This is a genomic window from Geobacter sp. OR-1 (genome assembly GCF_000813145.1).
Classification (GTDB): Bacteria; Desulfobacterota; Desulfuromonadia; order Geobacterales; family DSM-12255; genus Geoanaerobacter.
This window is the reverse complement of record NZ_BAZF01000015.1, coordinates 63,483-77,206: the sequence shown is the minus strand read 5'-3', so window position 1 is coordinate 77,206 and position 13,724 is coordinate 63,483. Positions and strand designations below refer to the sequence as shown.

Below are 13,724 nucleotides of genomic sequence, written 5' to 3'. Positions count from 1 at the left end.
AGGGATTGCGCGGAGACGTACTCCAGTACGTCGCACAAAGCAATCCCGCAGATTGACACCGCCAGGGCGAAAAAGAACCCTTTCCGGACGGAATCTCATGGCAGAACCTGCCGCGTGTTGTACTGCTGCTGATAGAGCGTATGCTCCGCATCCTGGGGGTAACTCTCGGTGGTGGGATACGGGTAATCGCTCATTGCATGGAACGGCAGCGGTTCGAGCAGGTTATATTCCTTGAATTCCTTGTAATACAGGTCGGCCTTGAGGATAAATCCTCTGGTCATACCGGTTTGAGGTGCCGACAGGGCCGGGAATTTCAATTCTAGCTTGTCGGCGTAGTTCATCAGGACATATTTGTCGTCCCTCTGTGTCAGCAGATCCTTCACGTCACCGTACCTGGTGAAATTGCCGTAACCGTAATAATCAGGTCTGAGCGGCAGGTTATCCCCAACGAGAATACGGTGCTGGGTCGTATTCATTGCCTGGATGGCGTGTCCCTCCATCTGCAGATCAGCTACAGAAGCTTGCAGTTCCTGTGTGGAGACGGAAACCGGTGAGGAGTCGTCGAGCCTGACCCTGTCGACAACCCATACCTGGGCCTTCTTGATCCCCAGATGCAGTCTGATACGGTGGTCATTGCTTAGGAAGCTGTTGGCGAGATCAACGACCATGGTCTTCAGGTCGCCTGCCGGCATGCCGAAGGTTTTGACCTTGACCCAGGCGCCGGAGGCATTGACAACCTCAATGTAAGGCTGGATGGTTACGGTTGACAGGTAAATCTTGGAGTTGATGATCTGCCAACCGTCGATCACCAGCTTTGCGTATTCCGGATGCTGCACGGTTCCGAAGTCCAGGGTGTAGAAGTTGTCGGGATCGTCCGGAGTCATCGGTGCTGGGTTGTCATCCACGTTGAGAAGCAGCGCCTTGATGTCGTTACCGTTCTTGTCGCTGGCGGTCAGCGGCAGCACCGGATCCTTGAGGGTATAGATCCGGAACGGATTGGCGTAGCCGTAATAGTAGGTGTTCTCCGCGCTTGAGGAGACGATTTCATAACCGTCAGGGTAGTCAATCGCTAGTAGCTTCGCCTCATCCAACAAGGTCGCTTCTTCCAGGGATTCCCAGATCTTCACCCGGTATTGATTGTTCGCATCGGGGGCCAGCCCTTCCAGCACCATGTATGACGGCTGGTAGAGTGTAACGTTTCTGGCCCCCTTCTTGATCTGGGAGATTGCCGGCCCCTGCAGGTCCGATTCGTACCCGTATTCCGTTCCGTTATAGGAGTAGACCAGCGGGCAGCTGGAACTGGTGCAGCTGCCGTCACAGCTGCAGTCCCAATAGTATTCGCCATCGGTAAAGGTTCCGGTCGTCGACCAGGGGGAGACCTGGCTTATGTGGCCGTTGTCCCGTGACTGCACGCGCCAGTACCAGGTAGTGTTGGTGGAGCCGAGATAATAGTTCCAGGTTGTGGCAGAGATCCACCCCGATTGGACCAGGCTAGCGCTGTTGAAGGAAGGGGAGGTATCGAGCTGGACATTGTAGTAGACAGGATCGGTATCCTGCGGGGTAACGCCAGTCCAGCTGAAGCTGTGCAATGCTGAGCACCAGACGCCGCCCACGCCGGTTGTCGGGATCAGGATCGGAGCCGCCGGCGCCGGTGGTGGCGCCGATACCGTTATGGTGAACGATTGCGTGTAATAGGATGCCCCGCCGGTTGTGGCCCGCACGGTCACCGGGTTGCTCCCCAGCTGCGCCTCGCTCGGCGTCCAGGTCACCAGTCCGGTGGCGGAGACGGTCATGCCGGTGGGTGCGGCGTCGAGTGCGTAGGTGAGCGCGGCGCCGGTAGCAACGGCCTGGTAGCTGTAGTTGTTGCCGGTTGCGGCTGTCGTGGCCGGAGACGAGGTTATTGCAACGGTTGAGATCGTGAACTGCTGGCTGGCAACTGCTGTGCCGACTGTTGCGGTCAGGGTGACCGGCACGGCATTCCCACCCTGGCCGGTGGCCGGTGTCCAGCTCACTGCCCCGGAGGTCGCATTGATCGTCATCCCTGATGGGGCTGTCGTGAGCGCATAGGTAAAGGTTCCGCCGGCCGGATCGACGGCAACCGGGGTATAGCTGTATGGTTTGCCGACTGCAGCAGTTGCCGTGGCTGTGGAGGTAATTGACGGCACGGAAACGGTAAAGGTCCGGGTGGCATAGAGCGGCGGCGTATAGGAACCGATGGTCGCCTTGACAGTGACCGTATTGCTGCCGGTCTGCCCGCTGGCCGGCGTCCAGCTGATGGCGCCGGTGCTGGCATTGATCGTCATGCCGGTCGGTGATGCCGTGAGGCTGTAGACAATGGTTCCGGTCCTGCCGGCGGCGTTGGCGGTTGCAGACAGGCTGTACGCCGCACCGACCGACGCGCGCTGGGTTGCCGGAGCGGCAATGAACGGGGCCGATACCGTAAAGGACTGGGTGGCGGCGGCTCCCCCTGCCTGAACGGCAACGGTTACCGGGATGGCCGTTCCTCCCTGGCCTGCCGACGGCGTCCAGGTCACCACTCCGGCTGTGGATATGGTCATACCAACCGGTGCGGTAGTCAGCGAGTAGGTGAGGGTGTCGCCGGATACCGGGGCATAGGCTGCCAGGCTGTAGGAGTATTGCACCCCTTCTGATGCGGTTGTCGGCGGGGTGGAGCTGATGATCGGCGTATGGTTGACGCTGACCGTGACCGTGAACTCCTGGATCGCGCTCAGTGAGCCGTCGCTTACCTGGAGTGAAACCGGGTGGCTCCCGGCGTCGGCCTGGGCCTTGGTCGGGGTCCAGCTGAGCAGGCCGGAGGCGGAGACGGTCATCCCGCTCGGTGCGGCAATGAGGCTGTAGGTCAGCGGATCGTTGTCCGGGTCTGAGGCCACGACCTGATAGCTGTATGCCGCGCCGTCCGCAGCAACGGTCACCGGTGATGACGATATGACCGGCGTCTGGTTGTACCCGACATCGATGGTAAAGCTCTGCTCAGCAGAGAGGCTCCCGTCGCTGGCCCGGACGGTGACCGGATTGGCACCATACTGGATAACGGTCGGGGTCCAGGTCAGAAGGCCGGTTGCCGAGACGGTCATTCCTGCAGGCGCGGTCACGAGCGTGTACGAGAGCGGGTCGCCTTGAGGGTCGGCGGCAATGACCTGATAGCTGTAGGGGTGGAGTTCCACCGCACTCGTTACCGGCGTAGAACTGATGACCGGCTCGCTGTTCTGGTTGGCGACGCTGATCGCATAATGCTGCTCAACCATGTGCCCGCCGGAATCAACGACCCGTACCGTGACGTTCTGATTGCCGGACTGGCTGTAGAGCGGGGTCCAGCTCACCAGACCGGCCGGGGAGATGGTCATGCCTGCCGGTTTTATCGCCAGGGAATATGACAGGGTCCTGTTCCCCACGGCAGTGGCGGTCACCTGGTACGAGTACGAAGCACCCTCGCTGACTGTTGTGACCGGTGTGGAAGTGATCGTCGGGGCATTGAGGTCTGTGGTGATGCAGGTCCCGTCCGACGGCAGGTACGCCGGGGTTATGACCGGGGCAAGATTGCTGTAGGCCGAATACTGGGCCCCGGCAAACGATCTGATGCGATAGGTGTATGTTTTCTGCGGTTCAATGCCGATGGTGTCGATGTAGGAGACGGTATCCGCCCCCAGGCTGGCGACCACGGCCCATTCCCCGTTCCAGAGCAGGGTTTCGAGGTTGAACCCGTTGACATCCGCGGTTCCGTCCTCCCAGGTCAGCTGCACTGTCTGGGAATTGAGGGGGGTGGCGGTCAGTGTGGTCGGCGAATCAATAGCCGTTGCGCTGCAGACGGTGGAACTGTATCCGGTAGTCCAGACGCCGGTCTTGTAGCCGCGTACCCGGTAACAGTACGTCGTTGTCGCTGCCAGCCCGGAGTTGCCGTAACTGCGCGGCGTTGCCCCGACAGCGGCGATCTGGGCGAACATAGAGCAGTTCGCACCGGCGCAGCGCTCGATGTAGTAGCCATCCGGAGCCGAGGTGTCGCTCCAGGCCAGGTTGATCAGGCTGGCTGACGCGGACTGGGCCGTCAGACCGGTTGGCGGCGCCGGAGCGTTCTGGGTGGTTGCCGAGGCGGTGTTGCTGTATCCGGAGTCCCAGGCATACGCTGTTGTTTTTGTCGCCCGAATCCGGTAGCTGTAACTCGTGCCGCTGGTCAGGCCGGTATCGGACCAGCTCACTGCGCCGGCAGCCGTTGTGGCGATTTCGGTAAACACTGAGCAGCCGGTGCCGGTACAGCGCTCGATCCGGAAGCCGGTCTCTGTAGCCGTCGTATCGGTCCAGGAAAGGGCAATCTGGCTGGTGCCGGCGGCCAGGGCAGTCAGAGAGCCGGGTGTCGCGATCGTGGTGGTCTGGGTAGCGATGGCACTGGCGGATTCCCAGCCACAGGTTGCCGTATTGTTGAAGCTCCTGACCCGATAGCTGTAGCTGAAGTCTGGGAGCAGTCCGGAATTGGCATAGCTGAGCGTATTGGCCGCTAGATTGTCGGCAATGGTGACAAAATTGCTGCACCCTGCGCCAAGGCAGCGCTCGACCCGGAAACCGTTCCGGTCGCTGTTGGCATCGGTCCAGGAGAGATTCAACTGAGCCTCGGAAATGCGCGTCGCGGTCAGGACCGGCAGGGTCGGGGCCGGGGTCACCGTTACCGGGGCGCTGTAAGGGGTGGTGTAGTAGGAGGTCCGGTATGCCGAGACCCGGTAGCTGTAGGTGGTGCCGCCGCAGACCGTATTGTCCTGGTAACTGGTCACACCGCTCCCTACCTGGCCGATCTGGCTATAATCCTGGTCCAGGCAGCTGCTGCCGGTACATCTCTGGATGTAGAAACCGGTCTCGTCCACTGTATTCCTGGTCCAGGTTACTGTTACCCTGGTTCCGGTAAAGGTGGCGGCAAGGGCCGACGGATTTCCCTGGGACGGGGTCGTGACCACAGCGGTGCCGCTGTAGTCCGAATCCCACGGCACTGTGGAGTTGGTGGCCCGGATGCGGTACTGGTAGGTGGTGCCGCTGACCACGGTTGTGTCACTGTAGGATATGGCGTTGGCGGTCGCAGTGGCGATCTCCGGACCGCTGAAGGTGCAACCGGCGCCGGTGCACCGCTCGATCTTAAAGCCGGTTTCGGAGCCGGAGTTGTCTGCCCAGGTCAGGTTTACCTGGGCGGAATTCGGCGCCGCTGCGGCAAGGGAGGCAGGGGCGATGAGCGTGGTGGTTGCAGTTACCACGCTGCTCACACTCCAGCCGTTGGTAGCGGTCTTGAAGGCCGAGACCCGGTAACTGTAACTGGTGTTACCCTTGAGCGCCGTATCGATGTAAGAGGCGCTGTTGGCGGCCAGATTGCTGCCGATCTGGCTGAAATCCGAGCAGCCGGCCCCTTCGCACCGTTCGACCTTGTACCCGGTTTCATCACTGGTGCTGTCGGTCCAGCTAAGATTCATCCTTGTTTCATTGGTACCGCGCGCCGCAGACAACGAAGCGGGCGGCAACGGCTTCGGGGTGGTGGCGGTGGCGATGCCGGTGTATGCCGTATCCCATGGGACGGTACTGTTGGTCGCCCGGATCTGGTAACGGTAGACCGTATCACTTGCCGCCGAGCTGTCCAGATAGGAGGCGGCATTGGCGGCTGTCAGATAGAGCTGGCTGAAGTCGGTGCAACCTGCGCCGGTACACCGTTCGACCACGAAGCCGGTCTCCGACCCGGTTTTATCCGTCCAGGCCAGGTTGACACTGGTGGTGCTGGTCGGCGTTGCCGTCAATCCGGTTGGGGCCGCAACAACGGTGGTTGCCGAGACAGTGCTGCTTGCGGTCCACCCGTTGGTGCCGGTCTTGAAGGCCGAGACCCGGTAGCTATAGCCGGTATTTCCCTTCAGCCCGGTATCGCTGTAGGAGACGCTGTTTGCTGACAGATTGCTGCCGACCTGGCTGAAATTGGCACATCCGGCCCCTTCGCACCGTTCGATCTTGTACCCGGTTTCATCGCCGGCGTTGTCGGTCCAGGTCAGGTTGATTCTGGTCTCGTCGCTTCCCTCAATGGCGCTCAGGGCCGAAGGGGCTGTCGGTGCGGTTGTGGCGGCCCCGGCTATGCTGCTGTAATCCGAATCCCAGGGGACGGTGGAGTTGGTTGCCCTGACCTGGTAACGGTAAGTAGTGCCGTTAACCACCGAGTTGTCGGGATAGGAGGTGGCATTGGCGGCCGTGATCGTAAGCTGCGAGAAATCTGTGCAGTCGGTGCCGCTGCAGCGCATGATCACGAACCCTGTCTCGGAAACGGTATTGTCGTTCCAGGCAAGGTTTATTGTGGTCGTATTGACCGGAGTGGCGCTCAGGTTGCCGGGCGGTGTGATCGTGGTGGTTGCGACTGCTGTGGTGCTGTAAGAGCCATCCCAGCCGCAGCTTGCAGTCCGGTAGCCTCTTACCCGGTAGGTGTAGGTGGTGTTGGCGGCTAGCGACGAGTCACTGTGATTGGTCACATTGGCGCCGGTCGTGCCGATCTGGCTGAAATCCGAGCAGCCGGAACCGCTGCACCGCTCGATCTTGTAACCGGTCTCGTCTACGACGCTGTCGAGCCAGGATAGATTTACCTGCCGTTCGGAACTTCTGGTGGCGGAAAGCACGAAATCTGCCGGAACGAATTGTATGGTATCAAAGTAGGCCGTTCCCTGCGGCGAGCCTGATGCAAAGCAGCGGATACTTACGCTGCCGGTGCCGGCCGGGATCGCCACGGTTTCGCTCAACTGGACCCAGCCGGTGTTGTTGTTGGGGCTGTCATAGGCGATGGCGATTCCGGGGGAATCGATCCCGGTCCCATAAACATCGCACTGGGCAGTACCGCTGGTCAGGGCGGTATTCAGGTAGCCGGAAAGGGTATACTGCCGACCAGGCGTGACGGCAAGCGACTGTGACCTGCCGAGTTGCGACCCGGTGGCCGTTATTTTGAGGCTCCTTGCGCCGTCATGCACGGTCGTCGTATCGATTTCCGTACCGGTCAGGGTGGTGACAGCCGTAGTCCAGCCGGATACGGCATTTTCAAAACCGGCGTCAGGCAGGAAATTGGTAATGCCGCTGGTTACGGTTGTGGCCACACTGCTGAATCCGGTCTCCCACGGCACCGAGCTGTTGACCGCCTTGACCCGGTAGCTGTAGGTAATGCCGCTGCAGACCGACGTGTCGGAATATCCACTGCTCGCTGCTGCAGCTGTGCCGACCTGGACAAAATCGCTGCAGCCAATCCCTGCACACCGTTCGACGGAGAACCCGGTTTCATTGGCCGTGGTCCGGGTCCAGCTCAGGCTTACCTGGGTGGTTGCACCGCTGGTTGCTGTCAGGTTCGCCGGTTCGAGCAGCGTCGTGCCGGCAGATAGCTGGCCGCTCTGCTTGGCCCAGCCGGAGGTAGCGGTCTTGAAACTCTCGACGTAGTAGCTGTAGCTGTTACCCGAAGTCAGTCCGGTATCGGTGTAGCTCGTTGCCGTAATGACGCCCCCCACCTGGGTGAAGTCCGAGCAGCCCACTCCGGCACAGCGGAACAGCCTGAAGCCGGTACGGTCAGTATTACTGTCGCTCCAGGTGACCTGCAGCTGCACTTCGGATACCCGGTTTACCGAGGAGAGGACCGGTGCCGAGGCGGCCGGGGTGGACCTTTCCACTGCTGCGCTCGGCAGGCTGTCCCAGCCAAGAGTGCTGTTTGTCGCCTGTACCTGGTACCGGTAGGCGCTGTTTTCGGCAACCGTGGTATCGCTGTAGCCGGTAGCGTTGGCAGCCGCGGTACCGATCAGGGCGAAATCCGAGCAGCCGCTCCCCTGGCACCGGAAGACCTTGAAGCCGGTCTCTGAGCCTGTTCTGTCCCCCCAGCCCAGGGTGATCTGGGTGGTGCTGTTGGCCGTGACGGTAATGTTGTTCGGTTCCAGGAGGGTGGTAGTGGCGCTTGCCTGGGCGCTTGGTCGTGACCAGCCGCAGGAGGCGGTTTTGAAGGTTTCTACATAATAATGGTATTCCGTGTTCGGGGTAAGGCCGCTGTCGCTGTAGGTTGTGGTTGTAAGAATGCCGCCGGTCTGGCTGAAATCGGAACAACCTGCTCCGCTGCATCTCCAGAGGCGGAAACCGGTCCGGTCGCTGTTGGTGTCGCTCCAGGAGAGATTTATCTGGCTTTCGTGCGCCCTGGCAGCCGACAGCACCGGCGTAGAAGGTGTCGGGGTGGTTGCTGTCGCGGTGTTGGAGTAAGCGCCTTCCCAGGGGGAGGCGAAGGTGAAGCATGCCGAAGATTCCTTGCTGCCGAAAACCGCTGTCGGTTCTGTGGCTGCATACCGGCGCACCCGCACCCAGTCGACGAGCATGTTGTCGATAGCAGTAGTTCCTGCGGTTGAACCGGTCAGGTAACCGAGCCAGAGAAATGACGGTACGTTCCAGGTTCCGGAATAGCTCTTACGGGTTACTTCGCTGTAGTTCGTCTCTTTGACGAAATAACTGATGGCGCTGTTATCACGGAATTCGTAGCCGACGATCCGGTAACTGTTGAGGGCATTGACCGGGGAGATGCCGCTCACTAACACTTCGGTCACATTCCCGCCAACACCGTACTGGACACTGCCATCGGTATGGAAAACTGTGTATAACCCGGTTGTGGGCGCAATATCGACCCACTGGTTGACGGTGCCGTTATAGGTCCCCAGCAGTGTTCCGGCCGCATTGTAGACATAGAAATAGTCATATCCAGTTTCCGATTGCGATACGACGTGGATTCTCGTGATATCCCCCCCGCCCGGCGGCGACCAGACCCCGCTCGCAGGCACACGGGTGTTCTGGCCGTTGGCCAGGAATGGGTTGTAGAGAGCGGTTCCGGTCGAAATGGTGGTTGTTTGCGTGCCGCTGGCGATATTGTATGAGGCGGCGGCACCGTTGGCGCCATAGGCGAGCAGATTGGCGGTCGATCCGTTATCGGTAACGAACGAAACGAGCGGATTGGACCCGGCGTTGCTCAACTGGGTTGACCTGGCGTTGGCGATACTGAGTCCGGAAGACGCATTTGCGCCGGTCAGCCACTGGCTTTTCATCTCGAACACGCGGTTCTGTGGTGAGGAGACAGCAGTGGCGTTGCTGTAGACTGCACCGGAATCGATCCTCAGCGCGCCGCCGGCAACAGAGGCAGCGCCCGTTGCCTGCCACCTGGCACTGTCCAGTGTGCCGTTGAATTCGTCGAAGAACTCGAATACCTCTACCCCGCTACTCGAACTGGTGGCAGCGGCATTGCCGAAATACATGGATAAGGAGTTGTTATTGCCGGTCTTGATCCAGATCGTTGCGGAAACCCCGTCCACCTTGTCTTCGATCCAGTAGGGGATTTCGAGATTGGCATTGTTGTCCAGGAATCTCAGGTCGGCAAAACTGCCCTGCATGTCGCTGTCATAAGGAACAGTCAGCCGCATCTGGAAGTTGGGCTGAAAATTGCTCACCGTAAGGGGTGTTCTCCTGGTCCAGCAACCGTTGTTGCCGTTTGACAGCGTCACCGACCCCCGGGTGGCCTTGACCCGGAAGGTGGCAGTCTCCCCTGCGCAGGCCGTGCTGTCCGAGAAGTTTGTGACATTGGACCCGGCGCTGCCGATCTGGCCGAATATTACGCAGCCGCTGCCGACGCACTTTTCGACCTGGAAACCGGTTTCGCTCACGGTATTGTCGGTCCAGGAAAGGTTGACTGCAGTGCTGTTCCCTGCATTTGCCGTCAGGCCGCTCGGCGGGTTGATAGTGGTCGTTGCCGAGGCAATGTTGCTGTATGTTTCCCAACTGCAGTTGTCGGTCTTGTACCCCTTTACCCGGTAGGAATAGGAGCTGTTGCCGGTGAGTCCGGTGTTCTTGAACTGCGTCGAATTCGGGACAAGGGTGGTGACCGGCTCGAAATCGCTGCAGCCGGCACCGTCACACCGCTCAACTATGTAACCGGTCTCGTCGCTGTTCGGATCGTTCCAGGAAAGATCGATCTCGACTTCCGAAATCCTGGTCGCCGTGATGAGCGGCGCAACCGCGACCGGGGTTGTTACCGCCGCTGCCAGGGTGCCTGCAGGAGACTCCCACCCGGAGCCGTACGCCAGAATCCGGTACAGGTAGCTGGTACCGTTGCAGGCGGAGCTGTCCGAGTAACTGGCGACATTAGGGGCCACGGTGCCTATCTGGCTGAAATCGGCACAGGATGGGCCGCTGCACCGTTCGACCCGGAAGCCGGTCTCTCCGGAGGTGTTGTCGGACCAGGCCAGATTGACCTTGGTCGTGTTGATTACCGTGGCGGAAATGTTGGCCGGGCTGCTCGGGACAAGAGTGGTTGTCTGGGCTGCCTTCCAGCGCGATGATTCGCCGCTGGTCAGGTAGGTCTGGACGTGATAGCAGTATGTTGCCCCTGGATTCAGACCGGAATCAGTATAGGTAAGGGTCGTGGCCGGTACGGACGCGAGAGGGGTCCAGGGGTTGCCGTTTGCGGAGGAACAGTTCCCCACCTTTCTTTCGATCTTGAAGCCGTCCTTGACGGAGGCGACGTCCGCCCAGGTCAGGGCAACGGCCGCATAGCCGGGAACCGCAGTCAGAGTGCGGGGGACTGACGGTTTCGTGTTGTCCGGGGCAATCTTGTAAACCAGGGCATCGGCGCTTCCGGAGGCGTTTTCCGTGTAACCTGCGACAAAAACCTCATCGAGGGAGTTGACGACCAGTGCCGTCGATTCATCGTAACTGTTGGCAGAGCCGTTGTAGAGTGTCGCGGAACTGATGTTCCCCAGATTGTCGAATTTGACTGTCAGGCTGTCGGTGGAAAAACCGTTGCTGGTGTTACCGGTCAGGTAAATATTGCCGTTGGAATCGATCCCCATCGCCTTGGCAAAATCGTCGTTGGCGGGGCGCTGGTAGATCTTCGACCAGAGCTGGTCACCGGCAGAGCTGTACTTGACCACGGTAATGTCATGGTTTTCACTGCCGCTGAGCGTGGTTCCCCCCACGACGACCGCGTCATCGACCGGATCTACCCTGACAGCTACTGCCTCGTCGTCGCCATGGGCTGAGCCGTCAAACGTCCTGGTCCAGATCTGTTGTGCCGTTGCTGCTGTGCCGCTGTATTTGACCGTGTAAAAATCTTTATTGCCCGAGGCGTTGACCGCAAACCCGGTGACATAAAGATCACCAGCGCTGTCAAGGGCCAGGCTGTTGAACCTGCTGTCTCCTCCAGGCACAATGCTTGACAGGTCGGTCCAGATTCTGGCGCCGGTAGCGCCGTTGTACTTGGAGACGAAATATCTGTGGATATTGGTATTGGGGCCGGTTTCGCTGTACCCGGCAACAAAGACGCTGCCGTCAAGCGCCAGGATTACCGTTGTCGGGAAGTCATCCCCCTGGTTCCCGTCAAACGGCGTGGCAACCCAGGCCCGGCTCCCGTCCGGATTGTACTTGATGACATAGATGTCGTCGTTGGAATCGATATTTTTCCCGTACCCCACGACCACCACGTTGTTGGAACTGTCGGATGCCGAGGCGATGGCAACGGCAATGGCGCGGTCATCCGTGGCTCCGCCCGGCACCGGGCCGTTGTACTGGTCAGCCGACAGTGCCGGAGGGCCGGCGGCTGCGTACCTCATCGTGTACAGCGAGTTGACGTCGTTGCTGGCGCCGTTGTGCAGAGTGGCATAACCGGAGACCACGATGCTGTTGTTCCGGTCCACGGCCACGCAGGTAGCGATGTCGGAAGCGTCGGTCGGGTCATTGTAGCGATCTGTCCAGAGCGCATTCATAGCGGTACGGTCGAGTTTCAGCAGCAGGTAGTCGAACGAGGTCTCCCCGGAACTGTATCCTGCCGGATAATCGTTGCTCTGGCCGGCTATGACCGGATTGTTGTCCGGGCCGACTGCAATGGCGTTGGCGAAATCATCCTTGCCCGCTAACCCGCTGTAAACATAGGGCGATACCGGGGCGACAAAGCTGACGACAACCGTCAGGGACGTGGCCACGTTGCTGTAGTGCGAGTAGCCACTGGCACTGCTGACTCCCCTGACGCGGTACGAGTAATAGGTGTTGGGGTCGAGGCCGGTATCGGTATGCGCCGTGACACCTGCAGCCGTTGTGGCGATTTCCGAGAAATCCGTGCACCCCTGGTTTGCGCACCGTTCGATACGGAATCCGTCTTCATTGCCGGAGTTGTCTACCCAGGAGAGGTCCACGCTGCTGTTGGTAACGGCCTGGGCGGTAAGGGCCGTCGGCGGGTCGAGCAGGCCGGGATCGTATTTTACCACCAGGAAATCAACCCCGTTGGCGCCGCTGTCAGACCATCCGGATACCAGCAGTTCTCCCGTAGGAGAAAGCCCAATACCGGCCGGCCGTTCGTTCAGGTTGGCCGCCCCGTTCAGTCTGCTGTTCCAGAGCAGGGTGCCGTTGTCTTTCTTGTATTTGATGGTCTGGAAGTCGTAATTCTTGTCGGCAACGGTAAAACCGGTTACAAACAGGTCGCCCAGCGGGTCAAGGACAATCCCGGTCGGGGAGGCGATGTCGTCGTTACCGTTGTTGGAGTTGAAGTTTTTCTCCCAGATCACGGCGCCGGTGGCGCCGTCGTATTTGGCGGTGTAGAAATCGTTCTGGGAGGTCATGGTCCAGGTGTAGCCGGTGATGTAGACATTGCTGTCGGGTCCGATCACCAATCCGCTCGGTTCGTCGTCAAAGGCGCCGTTGTAAGTCCTTTCCCATACCGGCTCCCCGGTGGCCCCATTGTACCGGGCCGTATAGATATCCAGGTCCAGGCCGTTCGAGGCCGACCCGGTAATGAACAGGTCACCGCCTGTATTCATCCTGACATACCCGCCAAGGCACGGATTTGCGGCGCCGGTAGAGTAGGTGCGCTCCCACAGCTTGGTGCCGCTGAAGTCGTACTTCAGGGTAAGGATGTTGAATGCAGTGCCGTTCCACGATTGACCGGTTACAGCGACTCCGTCACTGCCGGTTGCCACTGAGGCAATCTTGTTGGCTCCGGCTGCCGTGCCATGGGCAATGGCCGTCCAAAGCGGGGTGCCGTCCGGATTAGGGCCGGTGGCCGAGTACTTCAGCAGGATATAATCCTCGTTTCCGGCGCTGTTCTGCGAATATCCGCCGACATAAACGTTGTTCAGGCTGTCCACGGCAATTGCGGTTCCGTAATCGTTGCCTTTGGCAATGCCGTTATAGGTGTGCTGCCAGAGTACTGCGCCGGTCTCGCCGCTGTACTTGATCGTATGGATATCGTAGTTGGTCCCGTTCCAGGTATGACCGGTCACGATGACGTTATCCTCGGAATCGATGACGATCGAGGTGGCCTGGTCCGAGCCATGCGCCCGGTCATAGGTTGCCCGCCAAGCGATGCCGCTGCCGTCGGCCTTGAACTTTACCGTGTAATAGTCGTCATCTACGCCAGCGGCAAGGTTCTGGTAGCCGGTGGCAAAGACATTGCCGGCTTTATCGACTGCCGAGGCCCGCGCCTCCTGTTTTCCCGGCAACTGGTCGGCGAGTTGCCAGGCAACGTCTCCCCCGGCCCCAAATGCCGACAGCGGCAACAGCAGCATGAAAACAGCCATCATGAGGTTTACGATACGGGCCAGTTGACGTTTTCCAGCAGCTCTACCACCGTCACGGCTGTCGTTGGTCAAAAACGGAAAATTCATCGGATACCCTCCGAATTGCTTGACTGAATGATCTTGCGGTGCATAACC

The 13,724-nt window shown here is 59.9% G+C and carries 1 protein-coding gene; it reads right to left on the bottom strand.

Features of this window, described 5'->3' with window-relative positions:
• Window positions 1-95: 95 nt before the first annotated feature.
• Window positions 96-13,676 carry a DUF2341 domain-containing protein gene (locus OR1_RS14740; protein WP_160295264.1) on the bottom strand — a complete coding sequence of 4,527 codons (13,581 nt, stop codon included), beginning with the start codon at window positions 13,674-13,676 and terminating at the stop codon, window positions 96-98.
• Between the last annotated feature and the right edge of the window lie 48 nt (window positions 13,677-13,724).

Excerpts from the sequence above, each read along its gene's own strand:
- OR1_RS14740 (WP_160295264.1), bottom strand. The coding sequence starts at position 13,676 with ATGAATTTTCCGTTTTTGACCAACGACAGCCGTGACGGTGGTAGAGCT.